Source organism: Silvimonas iriomotensis, from assembly GCF_014645535.1.
Taxonomy (GTDB): domain Bacteria; phylum Pseudomonadota; class Gammaproteobacteria; order Burkholderiales; family Chitinibacteraceae; genus Silvimonas; species Silvimonas iriomotensis.
In genome coordinates this window covers 121,426-146,953 of the sequence record NZ_BMLX01000003.1, presented here as the reverse complement: position 1 = coordinate 146,953, position 25,528 = coordinate 121,426, and the positions used below count along the sequence as shown (strand labels likewise).

Annotated in this window: 20 protein-coding genes; 13 read left to right on the top strand and 7 right to left on the bottom strand. The window is 60.9% G+C overall.

From position 1 onward, the window contains the following. Positions 1-50: 50 nt before the first annotated feature. Positions 51-1,691 (top strand): chaperonin GroEL, encoded by a 1,641-nt coding sequence (gene groL, locus IEX57_RS12220; RefSeq protein ID WP_188704653.1) that lies wholly within the window; start codon positions 51-53, stop codon positions 1,689-1,691. 411 nt (positions 1,692-2,102) lie between these two features. On the opposite strand, the gene IEX57_RS12215 is transcribed toward groL, so the two are convergent. After that, complete coding sequence (locus IEX57_RS12215) at positions 2,103-2,576, bottom strand: tetratricopeptide repeat protein (protein ID WP_188704652.1); 474 nt, start codon at positions 2,574-2,576, stop codon at positions 2,103-2,105. A 157-nt stretch (positions 2,577-2,733) separates the two neighbouring features. Here IEX57_RS12215 and IEX57_RS12210 point away from each other — a divergent pair, with 157 nt between their 5' ends. Next, positions 2,734-3,267 (top strand): RNA polymerase sigma factor, encoded by a 534-nt coding sequence (locus tag IEX57_RS12210; protein WP_188704651.1) that lies wholly within the window; start codon positions 2,734-2,736, stop codon positions 3,265-3,267. Further along, on the top strand, positions 3,264-4,067 hold the full coding sequence (locus tag IEX57_RS12205; protein WP_188704650.1) for an anti-sigma factor: 804 nt from the start codon (positions 3,264-3,266) through the stop codon (positions 4,065-4,067). Before IEX57_RS12210 ends, IEX57_RS12205 begins: the two co-directional genes overlap by 4 nt. A gap of 18 nt (positions 4,068-4,085) precedes the next feature. Here the strand turns inward: IEX57_RS12205 and IEX57_RS12200 are convergent, their stop codons facing one another. The 5 genes from IEX57_RS12200 to IEX57_RS12180 all read right to left on the bottom strand — a co-directional run bounded on the left by IEX57_RS12200 (position 4,086) and on the right by IEX57_RS12180 (position 11,940). After that, positions 4,086-6,707 carry a sensor domain-containing phosphodiesterase gene (locus IEX57_RS12200; protein WP_188704649.1) on the bottom strand — a complete coding sequence of 874 codons (2,622 nt, stop codon included), beginning with the start codon at positions 6,705-6,707 and terminating at the stop codon, positions 4,086-4,088. Between the two features lie 160 nt (positions 6,708-6,867). Then, entirely contained in the window at positions 6,868-9,156 is a 2,289-nt protein-coding gene (gene topA / locus IEX57_RS12195) for a type I DNA topoisomerase (protein WP_188704648.1), read from the bottom strand. Positions 9,157-9,225: 69 nt separating this feature from the next. After that, positions 9,226-9,678 carry a DUF494 family protein gene (locus tag IEX57_RS12190; protein ID WP_188704647.1) on the bottom strand — a complete coding sequence of 151 codons (453 nt, stop codon included), beginning with the start codon at positions 9,676-9,678 and terminating at the stop codon, positions 9,226-9,228. Between the two features lie 97 nt (positions 9,679-9,775). Continuing rightward, entirely contained in the window at positions 9,776-10,861 is a 1,086-nt protein-coding gene (dprA, locus tag IEX57_RS12185; protein ID WP_229708998.1) for a DNA-processing protein DprA, read from the bottom strand. Positions 10,862-10,884: 23 nt separating this feature from the next. After that, positions 10,885-11,940, bottom strand: a complete 1,056-nt coding sequence (locus IEX57_RS12180; protein WP_188704645.1) for a LysM peptidoglycan-binding domain-containing protein — start codon at positions 11,938-11,940, stop codon at positions 10,885-10,887. 198 nt (positions 11,941-12,138) lie between these two features. Here IEX57_RS12180 and def point away from each other — a divergent pair, with 198 nt between their 5' ends. From def to IEX57_RS12135, 9 genes are all read left to right on the top strand, one after another. Further along, positions 12,139-12,642 (top strand): peptide deformylase, encoded by a 504-nt coding sequence (gene def, locus IEX57_RS12175; protein ID WP_188704644.1) that lies wholly within the window; start codon positions 12,139-12,141, stop codon positions 12,640-12,642. 131 nt (positions 12,643-12,773) lie between these two features. Continuing rightward, positions 12,774-13,706: a methionyl-tRNA formyltransferase gene (gene fmt / locus IEX57_RS12170; RefSeq protein WP_188704643.1), complete on the top strand. Its 933-nt coding sequence runs from the start codon at positions 12,774-12,776 to the stop codon at positions 13,704-13,706. 131 nt (positions 13,707-13,837) lie between these two features. Beyond that, positions 13,838-14,692, top strand: a complete 855-nt coding sequence (gene htpX, locus IEX57_RS12165) for a zinc metalloprotease HtpX (protein WP_229708997.1) — start codon at positions 13,838-13,840, stop codon at positions 14,690-14,692. Then, positions 14,693-15,970: a 16S rRNA (cytosine(967)-C(5))-methyltransferase RsmB gene (gene rsmB, locus IEX57_RS12160; RefSeq protein WP_188704641.1), complete on the top strand. Its 1,278-nt coding sequence runs from the start codon at positions 14,693-14,695 to the stop codon at positions 15,968-15,970. Further along, positions 15,930-16,562 (top strand): DUF4390 domain-containing protein, encoded by a 633-nt coding sequence (locus IEX57_RS12155; RefSeq protein ID WP_188704640.1) that lies wholly within the window; start codon positions 15,930-15,932, stop codon positions 16,560-16,562. The genes rsmB and IEX57_RS12155 overlap by 41 nt, the downstream gene beginning before the upstream one ends. Next, on the top strand, positions 16,563-18,701 hold the full coding sequence (locus tag IEX57_RS12150) for a sensor histidine kinase (protein WP_188704639.1): 2,139 nt from the start codon (positions 16,563-16,565) through the stop codon (positions 18,699-18,701). It abuts the gene before it with no gap. After that, positions 18,698-20,005, top strand: a complete 1,308-nt coding sequence (locus IEX57_RS12145; RefSeq protein WP_308433869.1) for a sigma-54-dependent transcriptional regulator — start codon at positions 18,698-18,700, stop codon at positions 20,003-20,005. Before IEX57_RS12150 ends, IEX57_RS12145 begins: the two co-directional genes overlap by 4 nt. 149 nt (positions 20,006-20,154) lie before the next feature. After that, on the top strand, positions 20,155-21,534 hold the full coding sequence (gene trkA / locus IEX57_RS12140; RefSeq protein ID WP_188704638.1) for a Trk system potassium transporter TrkA: 1,380 nt from the start codon (positions 20,155-20,157) through the stop codon (positions 21,532-21,534). Continuing rightward, entirely contained in the window at positions 21,534-22,988 is a 1,455-nt protein-coding gene (locus IEX57_RS12135; protein ID WP_188704637.1) for a TrkH family potassium uptake protein, read from the top strand. The genes trkA and IEX57_RS12135 overlap by 1 nt, the downstream gene beginning before the upstream one ends. Before the next feature lie 81 nt (positions 22,989-23,069). On the opposite strand, the gene IEX57_RS12130 is transcribed toward IEX57_RS12135, so the two are convergent. Next, on the bottom strand, positions 23,070-24,041 hold the full coding sequence (locus IEX57_RS12130) for a GGDEF domain-containing protein (RefSeq protein ID WP_188704636.1): 972 nt from the start codon (positions 24,039-24,041) through the stop codon (positions 23,070-23,072). Positions 24,042-24,144: 103 nt separating this feature from the next. Between IEX57_RS12130 and mpl the strand changes: the two genes are divergently transcribed. Then, positions 24,145-25,518 (top strand): UDP-N-acetylmuramate:L-alanyl-gamma-D-glutamyl-meso-diaminopimelate ligase, encoded by a 1,374-nt coding sequence (mpl, locus tag IEX57_RS12125; protein ID WP_188704635.1) that lies wholly within the window; start codon positions 24,145-24,147, stop codon positions 25,516-25,518. The last annotated feature ends 10 nt before the right edge of the window (positions 25,519-25,528 follow it).

Sequence of the window (25,528 nt, the reverse complement as noted above, 5' to 3'; positions counted from 1 at the left end):
TCAGTCTGGCCAGTTCTGGCCACACAAACAAGATTCAGGAGTAATCCACAATGGCTGCAAAAGAAGTCAAATTTGGCGATTCCGCACGCTCCCGCATGGTTGCTGGCGTAAACATTCTGGCTGATGCCGTTAAAGTCACGCTGGGCCCGAAGGGTCGCAACGTGGTGCTGGAGCGCAGCTTTGGCGCCCCGACCATCACCAAGGATGGTGTTTCCGTTGCCAAGGAAATCGAACTGAAAGACAAGTTCGAAAACATGGGCGCCCAACTGGTCAAGGAAGTGGCTTCCAAGACCTCCGACGTGGCCGGTGACGGTACCACTACCGCGACCGTGCTGGCACAAGGCATCGTGAACGAAGGCCTGAAGTATGTGGCCGCCGGTTTCAACCCGACCGACCTGAAGCGCGGTATCGACAAGGCTGTTGTAGCCCTGGTTGAAGAACTGAAGAAGATCGCCAAGCCGACCACCACCAACAAGGAAATCGCCCAGGTTGGTTCTATCTCTGCCAACAGCGATGAAACCGTGGGCGCGAAGATTGCCGAAGCCATGGACAAGGTCGGCAAGGAAGGCGTGATCACCATTGAAGACGGTTCGGGTCTGGAAGACGAACTGGCCGTTGTGGAAGGTATGCAGTTTGACCGCGGCTACCTGTCCCCGTACTTCATCAACAATCCGGAAAAGCAGATCGCCCTGCTGGACAACCCGTTTGTGCTGCTGTTCGACAAGAAGATCAGCAACATCCGTGACCTCTTGCCGGTGCTGGAACAAGTGGCCAAGTCGGGCCGCCCGCTGTTGATCATTGCTGAAGATGTCGATGGCGAAGCGCTGGCTACCCTGGTTGTGAACAACATCCGCGGCATTCTGAAGACTGTTGCTGTCAAGGCGCCGGGCTTTGGCGACCGTCGCAAGGCCATGCTGGAAGATATCGCCATTCTGACTGGCGGTACCGTGATCGCTGAAGAAGTTGGCCTGACGCTGGAAAAGACCACCCTGGAACTGCTGGGTCAAGCCAAGCGCATCGAAGTGGCCAAGGAAAACACCACCATCATCGATGGCAACGGCAACGAAGAAAGCATCAAGGCGCGTGTTGGCCAGATCCGCAAGCAGATCGAAGAAGCCACCAGCGACTACGACCGTGAAAAGCTGCAAGAGCGCGTGGCCAAGCTGGCCGGCGGTGTTGCCGTGATCAAGGTTGGCGCTGCGACCGAAGTTGAAATGAAAGAGAAGAAGGCCCGTGTGGAAGATGCACTGCACGCTACCCGCGCCGCTGTGGAAGAAGGCATTGTGGCCGGCGGTGGCGTTGCCCTGCTGCGCGCTCGTGCCAACCTGGGCGAACTGAAAGGCTTCAACGCCGATCAGGACGCCGGTATCAAGATCGTGCTGAAGGCCATCGAAGCCCCGCTGCGCCAGATCGTGGCCAACGCCGGTGACGAGCCGTCCGTGGTCGTGAACAAGGTTGTGGAAGGCAAGGGTAACTTCGGTTACAACGCCGCCACTGGCGAGTACGGCGATCTGGTTGAGATCGGCGTGCTGGATCCGGCCAAGGTGACCCGCTCTGCCCTGCAACACGCTGCATCGGTTGCCGGTCTCTTGCTGACCACCGACGCGATGGTTGCAGAACTGCCCAAGGATGACGCTCCGGCCATGCCGGCTGGCGGCGGCATGGGTGGTATGGGCGGCATGGACTTCTGATCGCCTGATCTTTGACTTGCCTCGTTATGAGGTGAATGTCAGTGAGGAGCCCGGCTTAGCCGGGCTCTTTGTTTTGGTGGGGCGCCAGGGTGGGGCGATCGATTTGTAGCAATCCGGCTCCCCCCGCCCTCGCCGCCGCGAGGGGGCCGTTTGTGGCGGTGGTGCTGGCACGCAGTCACGCGGATGGAGAGGAATGGCGTGGTGCGCGGGCGGGGGTATACCGGCCTTCCAGCGACTTCTGATTGCCTGATCTTTGACTTGCCTCGTTATGAGGTGAATGTCAGTGAAAAGCCCGGCTTGGCCGGGCTCTTTTGATTTGTGAGGCGCCAAGGTGGAGCGGCCAATTTGCAGCCCTCCGGCTAACCAACGCCAACGCTGGTGATGCGACGACGCTGGCTGGGGCATAAATACCTAGCCTGGATGTTTGGCGGTGTACTCGGCCAGCGCTTTTTCCAGGTCTTCATATTCTTCGCATTCGCCGCATAGTTGTTGCAGTTGGGCGAGTTGGGCTTTGGCTTTTTCTGGCTGGTTATCCTGCAGGTAGGCCTCGCCCAGGTATTCGTGTGCGCCCAGGTGTTTGGGGTCAAGTCGCAGGGCTTGTTCGTAGGCGGCAAAAGATTCCGGCATGTGGCCCAGGTGGCGCTGGGCGTAGCCGGTGTAGTTCCACCAGTCGGCGTTGCGTGGCTGTTGCTGGCGCGCTTCGTCCAGCAGGGACAGCGCGCCTTGCCAGTCCTGGGCGTCCAGTCTGGCCTTGATCCGGCTTGCCATGGCCGAGGTCGGCACAGACTGCCCGCCGCCGCCTCCGCCACCACCGGAACTCCATGCCAGCCCGCTGGCGCCAAGCAATACTGCCATCAGGGTTACATTGATCATGCTGCGTTTCATGGCGGTCTCCCTGGCCATGGTGGCCATCTGCATCACAAACGCCAGGAGGGCTGCGTTTATTCCACAACATTTTTTTTGCATGCTTCTGGAATAAACCGGTGGCCGGGCCGTTATCCGATACATTCCCGCTTATTGTGCCCATGCAGGACACCAGTCGATGCTCGACGAAGATTTATCCCGGCTGATTCCGTCGCTTTTGCCGCGGCTGTGGCGCTTTGCCTTGCGCCTGACCGCCAATCGCCATGATGCAGAAGACCTGGTCCAGCGCGCTTGCGTGCGGGCGCTGGAGCGGCCGCACCAGTTGCAGGAAGGCACTTCGCCGCTGTCGTGGTTGTTCTCCATCATGTATTCAATCTGGATCAGCGAAGTCCGCGCCCGCAAAGTGCGGGCGGGCAGCGCGGCAGAATGGCAGGACGAGGCCTTTGACCAGTTACCCGATCCTCGCGCTGGCGATCCGGAAAACGAGATGCTGCATCAACAGATCATCAACGCCGTCGGCGCCCTGCCCGATCCGCAACGGGTGGTGATGTTGCTGGTTGCCGTCGAGGGCCTGAGTTACCGGGAGGCGGCCGTGGCGCTGGATATTCCGATCGGCACGGTGATGAGCCGCCTCGCCCGGGCCCGCATCACGCTGGGGGAACGTTTTGCCATCACCCGGCCACAACGCTTGCCCAAGGGGGTCCGGCCATGAAACTGAACGAAGCCCTGCTCATGGCCTGGGTGGACGGTGAATTATCTGCCGCCGATGCCGATGAAGTCGCCCGCCTGGTGGCCGAATCGCCCGATGCCATGGCAACGGCCCAGGCCCTTGCCGCATCGCGCCTGCCTTATGCCGAGGCCTTTGCCAGCGAGGCCCAGCCTGAAGTGCCTGCCAGCCTGCGCACCAGCATTCATGTGCTGGCCCAGGCCAGCCGTGAACGCGCCGCGCCCATGCCCCCGTTAACGGGTCGCCAGCCGGCGCGCTGGCAGACCGCGCGGCTGGCCAGTGCTTTCTTTGCCGGTGCGCTGTGCGCGCTGGGCGGCGTGCATTACTGGGAAAGCGCGGCCGATAGCGACGGGCCGTGGGTCAACGCGGTGGCGCAATACCAGGAGATGTACGTGCGCGATACGCTGGTGAACGTGCAGGACGACGCCACCTTGTCTGCCCGCACGCTGGAAGACGCCAGGACGCGCGATCACCTGGCGGTGCGCATTCCTGACCTCAACGACCTGCATTTCGAGTTCAAGCGCGTGCAACGCCTGCGCTATAACGACAAACCGGTGATCCAGATGGTGTATCTGCCGACGTCGGGCGACCCGGTGGCGCTCTGCGCCGCGCCTGATAACCGGCCAGACAAGAACGTGCAGGAAAAGACGGATGAGAACCAGACCATGCTGACCTGGCGCAGCAACAATGTGAGCTATGTGCTGGTCGGGCGCGCACCGCCGGCCGTGCTGCGCGCGCTCTCTGAGCAGATCCGCAGCAGCAAACGGCCGCCGTTGTACAGCTAGAGCATGGGCGGGGGTGCGTCAGGCCTTGTTGGCCAGGCCAAGACGCATCCACAGTTCGGCCACGCCGCTGGGTACGGGCTCGCTGAAGTGAAAGCCCTGCAGGTAATCCACGCCCATGCCTTGCAGGAAACGTGCGGTCTCGACCGACTCGACGCCCTCGACAATGGTCTGCAGTTGCAGCCCTTGCGCCAACTGAATGATGGCCTGCATGACGCGGCGGCCTTCTTCGGTGTTCAGGCGCTGGGCGAACGAGACATCCACCTTGATCAGCGCCGCCGGCATTTCGTGCAATTGCGAAAGCGAAGAATAACCGGTGCCAAAGTCATCAATCGCCAGCTGGAAGCCCGCTGCGGCCAGTTGGCGCAGGTGTTTGAGCTGGCGCGAGTAATCGGTCAGCGCGACGGACTCCGTGATCTCCAGGATCACGTCTTGCGGGCGCAAACGGTACTGCAGCAGCATATCGAGCATGCCGGAGACAAATTCCGGCGCAAACAACTGGCTGCGTGAGATATTGAGCATCAGACGCTGGGTCAGGCCGGCATCACGCCATTCACGCAGGCGGGAGAACGCTTGCGCCGCCACCACGTCTGACAATTCCTGAATCAGGCCGACTTTCTCGGCCATCGGGATGAACAGCTCCGGGCTGATCCAGCCGTTCTTTTCATCCTGCCAGCGGGCCAGCGCCTCGACGGCGAAGACTTCGCCATCCCGCGAGCGCACGATAGGCTGGTAGAACACCTGCAGCCGGTTCTGGCGGATGGCGTCGGCCAGCCGGGCCTGAATGGCCACATGTTCACGGCCCAGCGACTTCATGTGCAGCAAGTCGCCGTAGAAACACACCGTGTTGCGGCCGACGTGTTTGGCGTGGTGCATGGTGTGATCGGCGGCGGACAGCAGGTCTTCACCACAACTGGCGTTATCCGGGAACACGGCAAAACCGGCGCTCACGGTCGGGCGGGCATCCAGCCCGTCCAGCGCCAGGCCCTGGCGCGTAATGCTGCGCAAACGCTCGGCGCGCTCCTTGAGGGCATTGGTGTCGGTCACATCCGGCATCAGCACCACAAACTCGTCGCCGCCCCAGCGCGCCAGAATATCCTGCTCGCCCAGCACGCTCTTGAGTTGTTGCGCCAGGCCCACCAGCAACTGGTCGCCAGTGCGGTGGCCAAAGGCATCGTTGATCTGTTTGAACTGATCCAGATCCAGGAAGCCCAGCGCCACCTTGGTGTTGTTGCGCCGGGCGCGCTCAATGGCGCTGGCCAGCTGGTCATCCAGCATCAAGCGGTTGGGCAGCTTGGTCAGTCCGTCATACAGCGCCAGCTGGGTAATGTGTTGTTCGCTGACGTGCGCCACGGTGACATCGCGCAGCACCACACGCACGCCTGCCAGCTGGCTGTCTTCGTCAAACCGCGGCAGCAGGCGGGCTTCGACCCACAGGAACTCGCCGCTGTGCTGCATCAGGCGGAAACGCACCGGCGCCACATTGCCGTGACACGCCGGCAATTGCGCCAGCGCCTGCGTCACTTGCGGGGCATCGTCCGGGAATATCCAGGTGAACAAGCGCTTGCCGACATCACGCTGCGCTTCACGCGGTTCTATGCCGCGCAAGGCGGCCCAGGCCGGGCTGCACTCGGTCAGCTCATGCGTGGGCGTCAGGTCAAGAATCGCTTCTTCCAGCAGATTGAGCGTATCGAGCAGATTCTGCCGGCGCTGGCTGTCGGCCATGTGCGCCGTCATGTCGTGCACCTGGACAACCGAACCGCCCTCGCTGCCCGCAATGGGCTGTACGCGAACGCGGAACCACACCAGAGCGCCGCCATGGCGTAAAGACCAGTTGAACGACTGCACGCGCTGCATGACCCGGGCCACGGGCAAGGCTTTGCCAATCTGCGCAGCCAGCCCGGCTGGCAAGGCATCAGCCAGGGTGCGGCCAGGCAAGGTGGTGGCGGCAGCCAGCGCCGGGTGGCCAGACCAGGCATTGCCAATGCGGCCATCGGCGCGCACTTCAAACACCATGTCGCCCGTCGTACCCACCAGCGCCTGCATGCGCGATTCAGACGCCGCCAGGCCGCTTTGCAGCTTGCGGCGAAGCAGCGCCTGGCCAATATGCGTGCCCAGCATGTTCAGGAAACGCAATTCCTGCGTGCTGCGCTGGCAGTCTTCGCCTTCATCCAGCAAGCAGATAAAACCGGTCAGCTCGCCACGATCATGCAGCGGAATGCTCAACAGACGGCGGGCACCCAGTTGCGCCAGCCACATCTGCTCTGCCAGCGGCAGTTCTGGCAGCGCTACATCAAGCTGGCGGCCGGTTTGCAGTGCATCGGTCAGGAACGCAAAGGCGGTGTAGTCGATCACCCGCAGGTAATCGGGCGTGACTTCAGCAATGCGGCAACCCGGATCACGCCAGACGGCCACAAGGCGGGCATGATCCTGCTCACCCTGCGGATTGAGATACAGACTGGCGAGGCTGGCACGCGCAGTTTGCCCGACAACGGCCAGCACAGCGGTCAGATCGGGTTGATCTGCGTCGGCCAGCAACTGCGGTACTACACGTTCAAGCGCATCAAAATAGGCCAGGCAAAGGGTGTGTTCGCTGCGCATTGCAGCGTCAACCACCGGCTCGGGCCGTTCCGGGTTAACCATCAAAGACTCATTCAACCTGTTTGTCGTCCTGGCCCATTGTGGCAGCAGACGCTGAACAGATTCTTACGGGTAGCAAGAGAAAACCGGCCGTCGCGTGTCACGAGGGCCGGTTTTGTAAGTATCGGTATTACCGAGAGTCTGGCTTGGTTCCCGCGCCGCGTCAATTCGCGTCTGGCGGAGAGACCTGTTCTGCAAAACCGCACTCTTTCTGCGGGCAGACCTTTTCCACACCGCGCCGCTTGGTGGTTTTCAGCGTCAGCACCGGCCAGTGACACTTGGGGCAAGGCTCGGCAATCGGCGGGTTCCAGGTGGCGTAGGTGCACTTGGGATAAGTGGAGCACGAGTAGAACAGTTTGCCGTAGCGGCTCTTCTTCTCGGTCAGCGTTCCCTTGTGGCACTGCGGGCATTCCACGCCGGTGTCCTTGGGTTTTTCCAGGGGCTCGATGTGCTTGCACTTGGGGTAGTTGGCGCAACCAATGAACTTGCCGTAACGGCCGCTCTTGATCAGCAACTGGCCGCCGTCTTCCGGGCAAACCCGGCCTTCTACCACTTCCGGTTCGGTCGGGGCGGTGTCGGCATCTTCGTTCAGATTGCGGGTGTAATCGCATTCCGGATAGGTGGTGCAGCCAATGAAACGGCCGCGCTTGCCCAGACGAATGGCAAGTTTGTTGCCACATTTTGGACACAATTCGTCCAGTTCTTCCTGGGTTACTTCCTTGCGGGAAAGCGATTGTTTTTCCACGACCTGTTCATGGAAACGTTTCCAGAACTCATCCAGCACCGGCACCCACTCGCGCTTGCCGGTCGAGATATCGTCCAGCTGGTCTTCCATGCGCGCCGTGAAGTTGTAATCCACGTACTGCGTGAAGTGATCTGTCAGGAACTTGTTCACCACCTCGCCGGTATCGGTCGGGATGAACCGCTTCTTGTCCAGATCAACGTATTCGCGATCCTTCAGCGTCTTGATGATGGAAGCGTAAGTGGAAGGACGGCCAATGCCGAACTCTTCCAGTGACTTCACCAGACTGGCTTCAGAGTAACGCGGCGGCGGCTGCGTGAAATGCTGCTCGCCAAAAAGCTTGTCGATAGGCAGGACTTCACCGGCTTCCAGCGCCGGCAGGCGGGCTTCGCCTTCTTCGTCGTCTTCCACATCGTCCTGGTCTTCCTGGTACACGGCAATGAAGCCGGGGAACACCAGGGTCTGGCCAGAAGCACGGAACACGGCCTCAGCACCCACTTCGATATCCACACCCACCGTATCGAAACGGGCCGGGGTCATCTGACAGGCCAGCGTACGCTTCCAGATCATCTGGTAAAGCTTGAACTGGTCGGCCGACAGATACGGCTTGACCGCTTCAGGCGTGCGCAGGATGGACGTCGGGCGAATGGCCTCGTGCGCCTCTTGCGCATTCTTGGCCTTGTTCTTGTACACGACCGGCGCGGACGGCAGGTAATCCTTGTCGAAATGACTGTCGATAAAGCCGCGGATTTCGTCCAGCGCCTCATTCGCCAGCGCAACCGAGTCAGTACGCATATAGGTGATCAGACCGACCGTACCCTGGCCGACATCGACACCTTCGTACAGTTGCTGCGCCGTGCGCATGGCTCGGTCAGTAGTCATGCCCAGCTTGCGCACGGCTTCCTGTTGCAAGGTGGAGGTCGTGAATGGCGCGGCCGGGCTGCGCGATTTCTTTTTCTTCTCGACGTTCGCGACCTTGGCATCCTTGCCCTGCAGGGCGGTCAGGATGGCGGCCTGGGCCTTTTCGTCGGGAATATCAAACTGGTCGAGCTTCTTGCCTTGCCAGGCAGACAGGCGCGCGCCGAACTTGCTGCGGGCCTTGTGGCTATCCAGATGGATCGTCCAGTATTCCTGGGCAGTAAACGCCCGGATTTCCGTCTCGCGCTCACAGATCAGGCGCAGCGCCGGGCTTTGCACACGGCCGGCAGACAGGCCGGAACGCACCTTGCGCCACAACAGCGGCGAGAGGTTGAAACCCACCAGGTAATCCAGCGCGCTGCGGGCCTGCTGGGCATCGACCATATCGTCGTCAATGTCACGCGGGTTGGCCACGGCGGCCTTCACGGCGGCTTCGGTGATCTCGTGGAACACCACACGCTTGAAGGTGCGATCCTTGCCGGTCAGCTTCTTGTCCTTGAGGATTTCCATGATGTGCCAGGAAATCGCCTCGCCTTCGCGGTCCGGGTCAGTTGCCAGATAGACGTGTTGGGCGTCTTTGACGGCAGAACAAATGGCATCGACGTGCTTTTTGTTCTTGTCGATGATCTGGTACTTCATCTTGAAGTCGTGCTCGGTATCGACCGAGCCATCTTTGCGCACCAGACCACGGACGTGACCGTAGGAGGCCAGGATTTCAAAATCCGGGCCCAGATATTTTTTCAGCGTTTTCGCTTTTGACGGCGATTCGACAATCAGCAAGTTTGCGGACATGGTAGGCCGTAACGTTTATTGTTTCTTCGAGATTGAAAACGGCCGGATCGGCCAGTGCGCGTTGTGCGCTTAGTGCTGTGTCAGGCCTTCGCGGCCAAACAGGATCTCTTCGATCAAGAGATTAGACAGTTCGTCGCGCTTTCGCCAAACCACCATCAGCACGATCAACTGTAGCCGCTCTTGCGAAATCTCGCCGGGCGCGGCATGCATCACCAGGTCCAGCGCCATTTCGCGCTCCGCCGGGCCAAGAACGCGGGCACTGGTCAGGTACATCCAGTAATCCAGCGCTTCCTCGTCAAACCGGGCCAGTTCTTCCGGATGCAGATGACGGCCGAGCATATCGCCCAGCGCGGCATAGCGCGTGGTATCGATACGGTTCAGTTCGGCCAGCCACCCCATGGCCTCGCCAATGTCGTCCTGCTCGAATCCGGCACTCGCAAGGCGCGAAGCCAGCAGCGACACGTCGGGCTCACCCTCGGTGTGGTAGAACTGTTCAAAAAGGTAAGCGAGTACTTCCAGCATTGTATGAATCGGGCCTTGATGCGTTTCTTTTTTAAATCTGTATCCGGAATTTGAAGGCAGTGCAACGGCAATTCAAGCCTTCCTGGCTTCCGACCCGTCAGGCGCGCCGTTGAAAACGGCCGCCAGGCAAGGCCAGAACCGCCCCCTGCAATTCCAGACCAAGCAGGATTGCGCACAGTCGGTCTGCCGTCAAGCCGCAGCGGGTTGCAAGCTCGTCAACGGTGACCGGGTCATAGCCTGTCGCCGCCAGCACCTGACCCTCTTCGCCTTGCGGCAAGGGCGCCGGATCAAGCAGCGTCAGGCCTTTTTGCACCGGGCCACTGTCCCAGCCCAGTTCCTCCAGAATGTCTTGCACACTCTCGGTCAAGCGTGCCCCTTGTTTGATCAACTGGTGGCAGCCCTTCGCTTGCGGCGAATGAATCGAGCCTGGAATGGCAAAGACGTCCCGCCCCATCTCATTGGCCTGACGAGCGGTAATCAGCGAGCCACTTTGCAACGCGGCCTCCACCACCAGACACCCTTTGCCCAACGCTGCGATCAAACGGTTGCGCCGCGGAAAATGACCCGCCCTGGGTTCGGTCCCCACGCCGAACTCCGACACGATCACGCCTTCAGCGGCAATCCGGTGCGCCAGCGCCCGGTTGGATGCCGGATAAACGCGCTCCGGGCCCGTGCCGATGACGGCGATGGTGCGACCGGGCCCGGCCAGCCCGCCGCGGTGCGCGGCAGCGTCGATCCCGGCAGCAAGACCGCTGACAATGCCGATGCCCGCATCACTGACCGCCGCCGCAAAGCGCTCGGCATGCTCGATCCCCTGGGGCGTGGCGTTACGGCTGCCCACCACCGCCAGCGAGGTCTGTTTGAGCAGCGCCAGATTACCCATGCAAAACAGCACCGCCGGGGCGTCGGGCAGATCAAGCAGGCTGGCCGGCCAGGCATCGTCGGCCAGTGTCAGCAGATGGTGCCCGGGTGCGTCCAGCCATTCCCGTGTGCGCAACATGGTCTCAGAAGGCGGCGCGCTTGCCGCGGTACACCAGACGCGCGCGGCCTGATTGTCGCCCAGCACATTGCACACGTCATAAAAAGAAGCCGCCAGTGCGGCCTGCGGCGTTCTGAACGCTTGCAGCAGGCTGGACTGGCGGCGTGGCCCGATGCCGGGCACTAGCGCGAACCGCAGCCACAAGGCTGCGTCCGCGTCGTCAGATATCAAGGATTGGTGACCTCGTCGGCAACATTGACCGGCTCTGTGCTATCAAGCAGCAACCCGTACGAGAAGTGCGGGAAGACACGGTAGATGAACAGGTTGCCAGTGCGTTCGTTCGGCGTGAAGAGGTCCGGCTCGTTACTTGACTCTTTCTTGATCGGACGCCCGGCTTTCCAGGTCGCCAGCACGGTACCCACGTCCATGCCGTCGCCAGCGCCCAGGTTGATGACCAGCGTGGTCATCGGGCCGGCTTCAGCCACGCTGCCATAGGCAGACACGACCAGACCATGCACATCGCGATCCGGCGCATGCGGGGCGTAGTTCAGGTATTGCGCTTCATTGGCCTTCACCAGGCGAGCGCCAATGCCGATTTCTTCCTTGCTGGTCTTCACGCGCAAGGTCACGACCTGGCCCGGCTTCTCAACCACCACGTCGCCCAGATAGGTGACTTCATGACCGATCACACGCTTGTGGTCCGGGTCTTTGGGGTCAAACAGCGGCTGGGCCGGGCGGAAGGCCTGATACACGTCACCGACCTTCGGATCGGGCATGTTCACGGCGTAAATCTTGTCGCCCACGGCAAACACCACGCGGTCATCCGGGCCGGCAGCAACGCGCGGCGCGGTCAGCAGTTCGTTTTCTTCCACCACCAGCGGCTTGTTCAGGAACGGCTGGATGGAGGTCAGCGGAATGCTTGGAACGGCGTCGTTATCCAGATCGCTGGCACGAATACGCGGCGAGAGCTTGACTTCGCCGTTAGAGCCCGCACGTTCATTCTTGAGGAGCTTCAGGCGCGGCGTTGCGCCAGAGCGGTCAAGCACCACCACGTCACCCGGGTAGATCCAGTGCGGATTCTTGATCTGTTCACGGTTGAGGTTCCAGATTTCCGGCCAGCGCCACGGCTGCTTGAGGAAGTGTCCGGAAATGCCCCACAGGGTATCGCCCTTGACCACGACGTAGCGGTCAGGCGCATTGTCCTGCATGGCCAGCGTATCGGCATGTGCAACGCCGGCCGCGCCACTGAGGGCAAAAAGAAGCGATATAATTGTTTTACGCATGGTGGTCATACTCATCTGCTCCGGTTGATCCGGAAGGGCCGGACAATATTTTCCGGGACGGCCAACGTGAACCCATTTGTCCACGTCAGACAGCCAATTTGATTGTCTGACAGGGAAAGACTGTTTCTTCGTTGATTTCTACTCAGGCTCAAAAGCCGCGTAGATTCTGCATATAAACTTTTTGAGCCGCAAGCAAACATGGCAATTCTGAATATCCTGCATTATCCCGATGAACGTTTGCACACAATTGCAAAACCCGTCACCGTTTTTGATGCAAAGCTGCAACAGCTTGTCGATGATATGGCGGAAACGATGTACGCCGCACCAGGCATCGGGCTGGCAGCAACACAGGTCAATGTGCATGAACGTCTTATCGTCATTGATATTTCTGAATCCAAAGACGATTTACTCGTCCTGATTAACCCCCGGATTCTGGAGATGGACGGCAAGGTCAAATCTGAAGAAGGTTGCCTTTCCGTGCCGGGCATTTATGAAGAAGTGGATCGGGCTGAGCACGTGAAGATCAGCGCACTGGATCAGTCTGGCAAAGAATTCGAGCTTGAGGCCGATGGTTTGCTGGCCATTTGTATTCAGCATGAAATGGATCATCTGGAAGGCAAAGTATTTGTTGAAAAACTTTCGCGCCTGAAGCTGAACCGCATCGTCCAGAAGCTGAAAAAGAACGAACGCAAGGTGATGTAAGCCCCCGACGGCCGTAGCCAGCGGGCCGCGCACCGGTCAGGCTGATTGTGGCTATCGGACAACGGTCACCAGCGCCGCCCTCTGGCGGCGTTTCTTTTTTTTGAAGTTTGAACCTGTAGAACCTGCTGCCCATGAAACTGATTTTTGCCGGAACGCCGGACTTTGCCGCTGCCGCCCTCAAGGCCCTGATTGATGCGGGTCATGAAATTGCGCTGGTACTCACCCAGCCCGATCGCCCGTCCGGGCGCGGCATGAAGCTGACCGCATCGCCGGTCAAACAACTGGCGCAGCAACATGGCCTGACGGTCTATCAGCCCGAAAAACTGCGCCTGCCGGAGCAACAAGCCCCGGTCGCTGCGGTTGGGGCAGACCTGATGATCGTGGCGGCCTACGGGTTGATCTTGCCGCAAGCGGTGCTGGATATGCCGCGTCACGGCTGCCTGAACATTCATGCTTCGCTGCTGCCCCGCTGGCGTGGCGCGGCGCCGATCCAGCGCGCCATTCTGGCGGGCGATGCCCAGACCGGCATCACCATCATGCAGATGGATGCCGGTCTTGATACCGGCGACATGCTGAGCATGCATCACGTGGCCATCACCGCCGACGACAACGCCACCACCTTGCATGACAAACTGGCCGTAGCCGGCGCCAGCGCGGTAGTTGCGGCCGTCGCCAACCTGCCGCAACTGCAGGCAGCGCGGCAAAAACAGCCTGAAGCCGGCGTGACCTATGCCGAAAAACTGCGCAAGGAAGAATCGCAGATCGACTGGCAGCACAGCGCGGGCCAGCTTGATCGCATGATCCGCGCGTTCAACCCGTTCCCCTCGGCCCAGACCACGCTGGCGGGCGAAGCCCTCAAGATCTGGCGGGCCGAACCGGCAAGCGGCAACGGCCAGCCAGGCCAGGTGATCCAGGCAGACAAGAACGGTCTTGTCATTGCCACGGGCGAGGGCGCGCTCAAATTGCTGGAAGTCCAGAAAGCCGGCGGCAAGCGCATGGACGCCGCTGCGCTGGTGGCGGGCGGAGGCATTGCCACGGGCGACGTACTGGGCGCTGCCGCCTGATTTTGCAGGTGAACGGGCGGGCATTGTGCATGTTTCACAAGCGCGTTGAATTATTCTTGCCGGCGACAATCTATTGATTGAAGCCGGCGCCCGCCGGCGGTAATCCTGATGAGGAATCAATGAACAACTGGATGAAAACCACGTTGCTGATGGCAGCCATCGTGGCGCTCTTTGGTGTGATCGGCGGCATGATTGGCGGCCAGAAAGGCATGTTGCTCGCCCTCTTGTTTGCGGGCGGCATGAATGTGTTTGCCTACTGGAACTCGGACAAGATGGTCTTGCGCATGTACAACGCGCATCTTGTGGATGACACCACCGCGCCTGAACTGGTGGCCATGGTGCGCGAACTGGCGGGCCGTGCCGGCTTGCCCATGCCCAAGGTCTACGTGATCGAAGAGGACCAGCCCAACGCTTTTGCCACGGGCCGTAATCCGGAAAATGCCGCAGTCGCCTGCACCACCGGTATCATGCGCGTCCTGACTGCGCGTGAACTGCGTGGCGTCATGGCGCACGAACTGGCGCACGTCCAGCATCGGGACATCCTGATTTCGACCATCTCGGCCACCATGGCCGGTGCGATCTCGGCCCTGGCCAATTTCGCCATGTTCTTTGGCGGGCGTGACGAACACGGCCGCCCGGTGAACCCGATTGTCGGCATTGCAGTCGCCATTCTGGCACCCGTGGCGGCCTCGCTGATCCAGATGGCCATTTCACGCTCACGCGAATTTGCGGCTGATGCCGGTGGCGCAAAGATTTCCGGCGACCCGCAGGCGCTGGCCGATGCGCTCAAGAAAATCGAGGCCTATGCCTCGGGCATTCCGATGTACACCGCAGAACAGCATCCGGAAACCGCCCAGATGATGATCATGAACCCGCTGCATGGCGGTGGGCTGGCGTCCTTGTTCCGCACCCACCCCAGCACGGAAGAACGTGTCGCGCGCCTGTATGCCATGGCGCGTGGCCAGAACCAGACGGATTTCAGATAAGTGTTTGCAACCCAGAAACTTGCCTCGCAAGCGCTCGACGCAGTGCTTGCCGGGCAAACCCTCACCGACGCGCTGGCCCGTATCTGGCGCGAAGAACCCGATTTGCGCCCGCAACAACGCGGCGCCATCCAGGACTTGAGCTACGGCTCGTTGCGCCACCTCGGTTTGCTCGACAGCACGCTCAAGCAGTTGTTGAACAAACCGCTGCATGAGTCGGCCTTGCGATCACTGCTGCTGGTGTGTCTGTACCAGCTCCAGTTCACCCGCGCCGCGCCTTACAGCGTAGTGGATCACGCGGTGAAAGTGGCGTCGCATACCGGCACCGGCATGGGCAAGGGCCTGGTCAACGCGGTGTTGCGCAACTTTCTGCGCCGGCGCGATGAACTGTTGAACCAGTCACGCAGCACGCCTTATGGCAAATGGTCGCACCAGCCCTGGTGGATCGACGCCATGAAAAAAGCCTACCCGCGCGACTGGGAAAACATCCTGGGGGCCAACAACACCCACCCGCCGCTGACGCTGCGCGTGAACCGCCGGCGCAGCTCGCTGGACGCTGCCATGGCGGCGTTGCAAGAGGCCGGCATCGAAGCCAAAGCGCTGGACGACACCGCCATCCAGCTGCGCCACCCGATCGGCGTCGACCGTATTCCTGGTTTTTACGATGGCTTGCTGTCGGTGCAGGACTGGGGCGCGCAGCAGGCGGCACGCTTGCTGGATGTCGCTGACGGCATGCGCGTGCTTGATGCCTGTTCGGCACCGGGCGGCAAAACCGGCCACCTGCTGGAACTGGCACAGCTTGACCTGACGGCGATTGACGCCGATACCCAGCGGCTGTCCCGCGTCGCGGACAACCTCAAGCGGCTGGGTTTGAGTGCGACGCTCAAGACCGGCGACGCCAGCCTGCCGGCAAGCTGGTGGGACGGCAAACCGTTCGACCGGATCCTGGCCGATGTACCGTGTTCTGCGGCCGGCGTGGCACGCCGCCACCCGGATATCAAATGGCTGCGCCGGGCGGGCGATATTGTCCAGTTTGCGCAACAACAGGCCGCAATGCTCGACGCCCTGTGGGGTTTGGTAGCCCCGGGCGGCAAACTCCTCTATGCTACGTGCTCCATATTCCCGGCAGAAAACGCAGAGCAGGCCGCGGCCTTTGCGGCCAGAACGCCGGATGCCCTGCGGCTGCCGGTGACACTGGAAGCCGCCTCAGAAGGGCAGCTTTTGCCGAATCCGGAGCACGATGGTTTTTACTACGCCCTTTTCCAGAAACAAGCTCAGTAGCCTGCGCCGCTGGTGCGGGCTCTTTGTCTTGTGGCTGGCCCTGTCGGCCGGTTTTTCGGCCGCCTGGGCGGACAACGGCGGCATCAAGGCCCAGCAGACCTCGTCAAGCTGGGGCGACAATCAGGTCGAAATCTCCGCCAATTACAAAATCAGCATTTCCCCTGCCCTGGAAGATGCGCTGCTCAACGGCTTGTCGTTGCCGTTTGTGTATGAGTTCCAGCTCACCCGGCCGCGCATGTATTCCTGGTATCGCCAGGTGGCGGACTGGTTCTCTCCCACCGCCACGCTCACCTATCGCTTGAGCTATCACGCGCTGTCGCGCCAGTATCGCCTGCACCTGGGCAGTTTCTACCGCAGTTTCAACACGCTGGATGAAGCGCTGGCCGCGCTGGGCGTGCTGCGGGCCTGGGCGGTATTGCAAGACACGTCCATTGCCCAGGACAAGAGCGATTTTTCCGGCCGCATGCGGCTCAAGCTGGATGTATCCCAACTGCCCAAGACCTGGCAGCTGACTGCCCTTGGCCACAGCGACTGGCAACTGGAGTCCAGCTGGACGGAGGTCGGGCTGCATGGTGGCGAGGACGGCAAGTAAATGCGTCGCGCACTGGTCATTCTCGCCTCTTTAGGCACCATTCTTTTGTTCCTGCTGGCCACGGCCTCAGGCAACACTTCAGCGTTTGCCAAGTACTACACCGTTCTGCTGACCATCAATGCGCTGATGCTGCTGGCCATGATCGTGCTGGTCGGCGTGCGCTTGATGCAGCTGGTCCAGAAGGTCAAACACAAGGTGTTTGGCTCAAGGCTGACCTTGCGCATGGTGTTGATGTTCTCGCTGGTCGCCGTGTTGCCAGGCGCGCTGGTGTATACGCTGTCGGTGCAGTTCCTGAACCGGTCGATCGAGACCTGGTTTGACGTGCGGGTGGAGGGCGCGCTCGATCGCGGCCTGAACCTGGGCCACAACGCCATTGATTTCCAGCAGAACGATCTCTTGCGCAAGGCGCGGGTGATCGCACTGGATATCCACGACGAAAACGGCACCGCGCTGTTGTCGCGCCTGACCCGTTTGCGTGACCAGATTGGTGTGCAGGAAGTCAGCGTCTTTGACGAAACCGGCCAGACCATTGCCCATATCGGCAATGAAAACGCGGGGCTCTTTCCCAGCGTGCCAGAACGCAGCCAGTTGCGGGCCGCCATGTTCGGGCCACTCAAACAGCTGGAAACCGACGCCGATAAAGGCCTGACCATGCGCGTACTGATGCCGGTGCATGACACCGGGCTATCAGAGCGAACACGGATCTTGCAGCTACGGCAACCGGTTGATCACACACTCGCCGCCGATGCCGAGCTGGTCGAACAGGTGCGGGCCGACTACAAACAGCTCTCGCAATCACGGCAGGGCCTCAAGCTCATCTACAGCCTGACGCTGACGCTGGCCCTGTTAATGGCCTTGCTGGGCGCGGTGGCGCTGGCGATTTACCTGTCTGACAAACTGGCCGCGCCGCTGTCAGTGCTGGCCGAAGGCACGCGCGCGGTGGCGTCGGGCGACTATTCGCAGCGCCAGCCCGTCATTAGCCGGGATGAACTGGGTATTCTCACGCACTCGTTCAACCGCATGACGCGTCAGCTGGCCGACGCCCGCTCTGCGCTGGAGCAGCACCAGGCCGAACAAGAGGCCGCCAACGCCTATCTGGAAGCAATGCTGGGCTCGCTCACTGCCGGCGTGATGTCGTTTGATGACGGCTGGACCCTGGCCTCTGCCAACCAGAGCGCGCTGCGCATTCTGGGCATTGATCCATTGCAGCTGGGCAGCCTGGCGCTGCCGCGCTGGCACGAGCTGTACCCGGCACTGATGGCGCTGTGCGATGAAGTCATGCTGGGCTTTGCCGGCCGCGAAGAACACTGGCAGAAGTCGGTAGAGGTGGCAGACCAGAAGCGCATCCTGCAAATTCGTGGCACCCGCCTTGCCGTGGGCGAGAGCCGCACTGGTTACCTGGTGGTGTTCGACGACATCACCGATCTGATCTCGGCCCAGCGTGACGCTGCTTGGGGCGAAGTGGCGCGTCGCCTGGCGCATGAAATCAAGAACCCGCTGACCCCGATCCAGCTGGCCGCCGAGCGCATGGAGCTCAAACTGGCCGACAAGCTGGACCAGAGCGGAAAAGACTTGCTCAGCCGCAATTCTCAAACCATCGTAAAACAGGTGGCGGCCCTCAAACAGATGGTCGATGCCTTCCGCGATTACGCCCGCAAACCCACGGGCAAGAAAAAAGCGCTGGATTTACGACAGCTGTTGAGCGAAGTGCTGGTACTGTATGAAGCCGCGCCGGTGAAATATGAAGATACAAGCGAAGGCGCACTGACTGTGGATGGCGATGCGACCCATTTACGCCAGGTGATCCACAATTTGCTGCAGAATGCACAAGATGCCATCCATTCCCAGGAAAGCGGACAGACGGCGGAAGGTGCGGTACGAACGCCACAAATTTGCGTCCGGACCGAAAAAACCGATAAATTTGCCAGACTAGTCGTTGAAGACAGCGGAAACGGCTTTCAACCCGATATACTGCCTCGGGTTTTTGAACCGTACATCACAACAAAACAAAAAGGTACGGGCTTGGGATTGGCGATAGTGAAAAAAATTATCGACGAACATCACGGCCGCATTCAGGCCGGAAACCGCGAAACTGGCGGAGCCTGGGTTCGTATTGATCTGCCGCTGGCGGAGGAATGAAGTTGCATAGTCAGGATATTCTGGTAGTTGATGACGAGATCGGCATTCGTGAATTGCTGTCCGAGATTCTGCAGGACGAAGGCTATAGCGTTGCGGTGGCGGAAAACGCCGAAGCCGCGCGCCGGTTGCGCAATCAGGCACAACCGCGGCTGGTCTTGCTGGACATCTGGATGCCCGATACCGACGGCGTAACCCTGCTCAAAGAGTGGGCGCGCAATGGCCAGCTCACCATGCCGGTCATCATGATGTCGGGGCACGCCACGATCGATACCGCGGTGGAAGCCACGCGTATCGGCGCGCTGGACTTTCTGGAAAAGCCCATCGGCCTGCAAAAGCTGCTCGCTGCGGTCAAGCGCGCGGTCACCATGCAGCAAGAAGCGCCGCGTCCGGTCATGACGCTGGCCCGTCTGGGCGAGAGCGAGCACATCCGCGAACTGACCCGCATGCTGCAGGCAGCACAGGCACAAACTGCGCCGGTACTGCTGATCGGCCCGCCGGGCGTGGGCTTTGAGTACTGTGCCCGTTACGTCAATCCGGATGGCAAGCCGTTTGTGGCGCCCTACTCCAACGAAGAGTTCGCGCTGGCCCCCCAGGAGCTGCTGAACAAGGCGACGGGTGGCACGCTGTTCCTGCGTGATCTGGCGTATCTGGATACCCGTGCGCAAGCGGGCCTGAAGTCGGTGCTGGGCAAGCTGGAAAAAATGAAAGTGCGTCTGGTGTCGGCCTCCAGCCGTCCGCTGGATCAGCTTAGCGCTGATCTGGACCCGGAACTCTTTCGCCAGCTGTCGCAATGGATTGTCCCGGTGCCTGCCCTGCGTGAGCACAAGGAAGACATCCCGCGCATGGCAGAGACCATCCTTGCCGACACGGTGGCCCAACACAAGCTGGGTGCCCGCCGCTTCAGCCATAACGCGCTGCAGTTGCTGGCCCAGCAAGACTGGCCGGGTAACCTGGATGAGCTCACGAACGTCGTGAAAAGCCTGGCGCTTTCTTGTCGCGATGGTGAAATCGATATCAATCCGGTATCGCGCATCCTGTCGCAGTTCTCGCCCAGCGTAGAGACCTCTGCCGTGCAGATTTCCGCACCGGCACCGGCGCTGTCTGCGGTGGACATGAACCTGCCGCTGCGTGAGGCGCGTGACCAGTTCGAGAAGTTCTATCTGGAACGCCAGATCGAGCTTTCGGGCGGCAACATGAGCCGCGTGGCAGAGCGTATCGGCCTTGAGCGGACCCACCTTTACCGCAAGCTCAAGCAACTGGGTGTGAACATGCCCAAAAAGAACAAGCCAGTCGAAGATGACTGAGCCATGCACAAGTCGCACATTGGTGCGGCTGTGCTAGTCTGAACGGGAAGCTGATCCTTGCGATCGCTTCCCGTTTTCATTTGCGGCGCCGGCCAGCCTGGCGCAGCGCATCAGCGGCCTCAGAACAACAACGGAGCTACACGCATACCGTGTCCAATATCCTGATTCTTGGCGCTGGCCGGGTTGGCGCAACCGTGGCCGAACAACTGGTGTACGAGCAGCACAACGTCACCATCGTCGATGACAATCCTGCCAATCTGGCGCCCCTGACCAGCAAGCTTGATTTACGGGTGGTGGCAGGTTCTGCCTCCAGCCCGACCACCCTGCGTGAAGCCGGGGCCGCCGATGCAGAGCTTTTGCTGGCCGTCACGCCCACGGACGAACTCAATATGGTGGCCTGCAAGATTGCCTACCAGATGTTCCGCGTCCCTACCCGCATTGCCCGCATCCGCAATGCCGACCTGCTGGCGCACGAAGACCTGTTTTCAGAAGAAGACGGTTTCGCGATCAGCCACACCATCACCCCGGCACAAGTGGTGACGGACTACCTGACGCGCCTTGTGAAAATGCCTGAGGCGTTGCAGGTGCTCGATTTTGCCAACGGTCTGGTGCAACTGGTGGTGACCCGAGTGACCGAAGGCGCGCCCATGGCGGGCAAACCGCTGACCGCCTTCAATGAAGTCTTGCCCAATACCGACCGCCGCGTGGTCGGCATTTACCGCAACAACCGCTATATCCGGCCCGATGGCGACAGCGAACTGCACGCGGGCGACGAAGTCTTTGTGCTGGCTGAATCCCGCCAGATGCGCAAGGTGATCGGCGCCTTGCACGTGGTGGAGTCTCCGATCAAGAACGTGCTGCTGGCGGGTGGTGGCAACGTCGGCTATCGGCTGGCCAAGGCCTTGCAGAAGGACTACAGCGTCAAACTGGTCGAAGCCGACCCGGGCCGGGCCGAATGGCTGGCCAACGAATTGCCCGGCGCGCTGGTCCTGCATGGTGATGCCACCAACGAAACCATGTTTGAAGCCGAGCAGATCCACCGCACGGACATGTACCTGGCACTGACCTCGGACGATGAAGACAACATCATGTCAGCGTTACTGGCGCGGCAAATGGGCGCGCGCAAGGTGATTTCCATCATCAACCGCTCACGCTATGTTGATCTGCTGCAAGACAGCCGCATCGATGTGGCGATCTCCCCCGCCCAGCTCACCATCGGCACCTTGCTGGCCCACGCACGCCAGGGCGATATCGCCGCCGTCAAACCGCTGCGCCGGGGCGCGGCCGAGGCTGTGGAACTGGTGGTCCACGGCACGAAGAATGTCTCACGCGTCATTGGGCGGCGCGTGGATGAAATCCGCATGCCGGCCCATGCTTTCCTCGCCACCATCGTGCGGGCGGGCAAGGTGATCATGGTCCACCACGATACCGTGATCGAGCCTGATGACCGTTGCATTGTGTTCGTACACGACAAGCTGCGCACGCGTGAGGTCGAGCACCTGTTTGCCGTCAAACTGGGGTTCTTCTGATGCGCCTCTTGCCCACCTTGAACATCCTGGCGCGGGTGGCGTTGCTGTTCTCGCTCACTTTGCTGGCGCCCATCGGCATGGCCTGGCTGGGGCAGGACGCGGGCTTCCTGCCGCTGGTCGAGGGTCTTGTCATCAGCGTCGTCAGTTGTTTGCTCATGCTGCTGCTGACCCACCCGTTCCGCCGCGAACTGCATGTGCGCGATGGCTTCTTGCTGGTGGTCGGCATCTGGCTGCTGTTGCCGCTGTCTGCCGCAGCACCGCTGATGCTGTATGACCCGCACATGGGTTTTACCTACGGCTACTTTGAAGGCATGGCCGGCCTGACCACGACCGGCTCGACCGCCATCACCAATCTGGACGCGCTGCCGCCCTCGCTGAACCTGTGGCGGCACATGCTTAGCTGGCTGGGTGGCATGGGGGTGATCGTGCTGGCCGTGGCCGTGTTGCCCATGCTGGGCGTCGGCGGCATGCAGATGTTCAAGGCCGAGATGCCCGGCCCGATCAAGGATGCCAAGCTCAAGCCACGCATCCGCGAGACGGCGCGCAATCTGTGGCTGGTGTACTCCGGCCTCACCATTGTGTGCATGCTGTTGCTAAAGCTGGCCGGCATGACCTGGTTCGACGCCGTTTGCCATGCCATGACCACGGTCTCGCTGGGCGGCATCTCTACCCACAACGACAGCGTGGCGTATTTCGACTCGCCGGCCATCGAGGCGGTGATGGTGGTGTTCATGATCGCCGGCGCCACCAACTTTGCCACGCACTATGTGGCGCTCTCCCGGCGTTCGCTCATGGCTTACTGGCGCGACTCCGAGTTCAAAGCCATGCTGGGCGCCTTGTGTGCGGCCGTGGCCGGGCTGGCGGCCTATCTGTATGTGCAGAACATCTACCCGGATTACGAAACCGCCTTGCGGCACGTGACCTTCAATCTGATTTCGGTGGCGACCAACACCGGCTACGCCACAGCCGATTTCGGCGCCTGGCCGCTGTTTGTGCCGCTGCTGATGCTGTTCATGTCGTGCTTCACCGCTTGCGCCGGCTCTACGGGTGGCGGCATCAAGATGTTCCGCGCCCTGGTGCTGCTCAAAGAAGCCGGGCGCCAGTTCACCACGCTGCTACACCCGTTGGCGGTCAAGCCGGTGCGCATTCACGGGCGCAGCGTGCCGCCCGCCATGATCTTTGCCGTGCTGGGGTTCATTTCGCTTTACGTGATCAGCATGGTCGTCCTGACCTTTGTGCTGCTGCTGACGGGGCTGGACTTTCTCTCGGCCTTCAGCGCGGTGGTTGCCTGTCTGAACAACACCGGGCCGGGCCTGGGCATTATCGGGCCGTCGGCCAATTTCTCGATCTTCGGGCCGGGGCAGGTCTGGGTCTGCACCTTCGCCATGTTGCTGGGGCGGCTGGAAATCTTCTCCGTGCTGATCCTGTTTACGCCCGCGTTCTGGCGTAACTAGCCTGCGGGTGGGGCGTCGCCCAAAAACAAAACCCCGGCATGACCGGGGTTTTGTTTTGTCAGGCAGCGTACAACGTGCCGATCAAGTCGCCATTTCCACCCGGCCACGGCCGTTGGCTTTGGCGCGATACAACGCTTCGTCGGCACGCAATACCAGCGCGCGGCCGTTTTCATCGTCTTTCAGTTGCGCCACGCCGGACGAGAACGACACATCAATGCGTTCTGACTTCTGCATGAACGGCGTACGCGCCGCCACCACACGCAGGCGGTCGATGACAAAGCGGGCACCGTTCTGGTCGGTTTCCGGCAGGATCAACAAAAATTCTTCGCCGCCGTAACGCACCAGGGCGTCGCTTTCGCGCAACACCGCCTTGGCCAGATCGGCCACGTGCACCAGCACCTGGTCACCGACAAGGTGACCATAGCGATCGTTGACGAGCTTGAAGTCATCCAGGTCGATGATGACAACACTGAGCTTGCCGGCATGACGCCGCGCCCGTTTGACCTCGGACGCCAGCAGGTGGTCAAAGCCCTGACGGTTATGCGCGCCGGTCAGCGGGTCCAGGCCCAGCATCATGCGGTTATGCGCCAGGTCTTCTTCAATGTGGCGCATGGATTCGCGAATCGCCGCCAGATCACCATGCGAGGTCTGCACCGTGCTATGGATAGTGCTGGTGGAGTCGATGATGTTATTGAGCAGCGATTCCAGCCGGCCATGGGTTTCTTCAACCGGCACACTACGGGTACGATGCGCCTCACGGGCGTTTTGCAACTCGCCAAGGCTGCTGACCATGTTCTCGCCATTGCTGGCGAGCGCAGAGAGCAGGTCGTCGGTGGTATCGGTCACGCCACTGACAGCATCGTCAAGACGGCACAGAATCTGCCACGCCTGCTGAAGCTCATCCGTAGTCTTATCGTCCGGTGCTTTGATGGTGGCAATCGCGTTGTAAAATTGCGTATAGTTTTCCGGGGTCGGCGGCAAGCGGCTTTCGACCAACCGTTTCAGGGCAATCCGGGCGATTTCCACCGGATTAACCGGCGGCACTTTCTGCATGATCTAGTTCTGAGCGTGAAATGAATACGGGATTGTACGCAATCCAAACTTGACGCGCCAAGACATTCAAACTCTTAATTTCTGAAGCATTTCCATACTCACCATGCATATCCACATCCTCGGCATCTGCGGCACTTTCATGGGCGGTATCGCTGCTCTGGCTCGGGCAGCGGGCCACACCGTAACGGGCTGCGACGCCGGGGTCTACCCGCCCATGTCCGACCAGCTCGAAGCGCTTGGTATCGCGCTGATCGAAGGCTTTTCTCCTGACCAGGTCAACCTCAATGCCGACCTGTATGTGGTGGGGAACGTGGTCAGCCGCGGCAATCCGTTGATGGAAGAAATCCTCAACCGTGGCCTGCCTTACACATCCGGGCCGGAATGGTTGCGGGATCATATTCTGCAAGGCCGCTGGGTGCTGGCTGTCGCAGGGACACATGGCAAAACCACGACGACCTCCATGCTGGCCTGGATACTGGAATACGCAGGACTGGCGCCGGGTTTTCTGGTGGGCGGCATTCCGGAGAACTTTGGTATCTCCGCGCGTTTGCCGGGCGAACCGCGTCAGGAAAAGGGCGGACAATCTCCTTTCTTTGTAATCGAAGCTGACGAGTACGACACAGCCTTTTTTGATAAACGTTCCAAATTTGTGCACTACCGGCCACGCACGGCCATCCTGAACAATCTGGAATTCGATCACGCCGATATCTTTGCCGACCTGCCCGCGATCGAGACCCAGTTTCATCACCTGGTACGCACCGTGCCGGGCAATGGCCGGGTGCTGGTCAATGGCCGTGAAGAGAGCCTGGAACGCGTGCTTCAGCGCGGTTGCTGGAGCGAAGTGGAACGGTTTGGCACGGCACAGGGCTGGAGCACTACCAATGATGACGGGCAACACTTTGACGTGCTGCTGGCTGGCGAGAAACAAGGCCGCGTCACCTGGGATCTGCTGGGCGAACATAACCGCCTGAATGCGCTGGCCGCCATCGCCGCCGCCCGCCACGTGGGCGTGCCGGCCCAGGAAGCCATTGCCGCGCTGGGCGAGTTCCGCAATGTCAAACGGCGTATGGAAATCAAGGGCGTGGTGAACGGCGTGACCGTGTACGACGACTTTGCGCACCACCCGACCGCCATCGCCACAACCCTGGCCGGCCTGCGCCGCAAAGTGGGCAAGGCGCGCATTCTGGCCGTGCTGGAGCCACGCTCCAACACCATGAAGCTGGGCACCATGAAGGCGCAGCTTCCGGCCAGCCTGACCGATGCCGACCGCGTGTATTGCTATGGCGCCAATCTGGGCTGGGATACCGCAGAAGCACTGGCACCGCTGGGCGAGCGCGCGCACAGCCACACCGATCTGGATGCGCTGGTGGCCGACGTCATCAGCACCGCCCAGCCGGGCGATCATATTCTGGTGATGAGCAATGGCGGGTTTGGCGGCATCCACGGCAAATTGCTGGCCGCCCTGCAAACGCGCTGAAAAAGCGAAG

Bases quoted from the DNA above. Each gene is read 5' to 3' on its own strand.
- groL (WP_188704653.1), top strand. From the start codon at position 51: ATGGCTGCAAAAGAAGTCAAATTTGGCGATTCCGCACGCTCCCGCATG.
- IEX57_RS12215 (WP_188704652.1), bottom strand. From the start codon at position 2,576: ATGAAACGCAGCATGATCAATGTAACCCTGATGGCAGTATTGCTTGGC.
- IEX57_RS12210 (WP_188704651.1), top strand. From the start codon at position 2,734: ATGCTCGACGAAGATTTATCCCGGCTGATTCCGTCGCTTTTGCCGCGG.
- IEX57_RS12205 (WP_188704650.1), top strand. From the start codon at position 3,264: ATGAAACTGAACGAAGCCCTGCTCATGGCCTGGGTGGACGGTGAATTA.
- IEX57_RS12200 (WP_188704649.1), bottom strand. From the start codon at position 6,707: ATGGTTAACCCGGAACGGCCCGAGCCGGTGGTTGACGCTGCAATGCGC.
- topA (WP_188704648.1), bottom strand. From the start codon at position 9,156: ATGTCCGCAAACTTGCTGATTGTCGAATCGCCGTCAAAAGCGAAAACG.
- IEX57_RS12190 (WP_188704647.1), bottom strand. From the start codon at position 9,678: ATGCTGGAAGTACTCGCTTACCTTTTTGAACAGTTCTACCACACCGAG.
- IEX57_RS12180 (WP_188704645.1), bottom strand. From the start codon at position 11,940: ATGCGTAAAACAATTATATCGCTTCTTTTTGCCCTCAGTGGCGCGGCC.
- def (WP_188704644.1), top strand. From the start codon at position 12,139: ATGGCAATTCTGAATATCCTGCATTATCCCGATGAACGTTTGCACACA.
- fmt (WP_188704643.1), top strand. From the start codon at position 12,774: ATGAAACTGATTTTTGCCGGAACGCCGGACTTTGCCGCTGCCGCCCTC.
- htpX (WP_229708997.1), top strand. From the start codon at position 13,838: ATGAAAACCACGTTGCTGATGGCAGCCATCGTGGCGCTCTTTGGTGTG.
- IEX57_RS12155 (WP_188704640.1), top strand. From the start codon at position 15,930: ATGGTTTTTACTACGCCCTTTTCCAGAAACAAGCTCAGTAGCCTGCGC.
- IEX57_RS12150 (WP_188704639.1), top strand. From the start codon at position 16,563: ATGCGTCGCGCACTGGTCATTCTCGCCTCTTTAGGCACCATTCTTTTG.
- IEX57_RS12145 (WP_308433869.1), top strand. From the start codon at position 18,698: ATGAAGTTGCATAGTCAGGATATTCTGGTAGTTGATGACGAGATCGGC.
- IEX57_RS12135 (WP_188704637.1), top strand. From the start codon at position 21,534: ATGCGCCTCTTGCCCACCTTGAACATCCTGGCGCGGGTGGCGTTGCTG.
- IEX57_RS12130 (WP_188704636.1), bottom strand. From the start codon at position 24,041: ATGCAGAAAGTGCCGCCGGTTAATCCGGTGGAAATCGCCCGGATTGCC.
- mpl (WP_188704635.1), top strand. From the start codon at position 24,145: ATGCATATCCACATCCTCGGCATCTGCGGCACTTTCATGGGCGGTATC.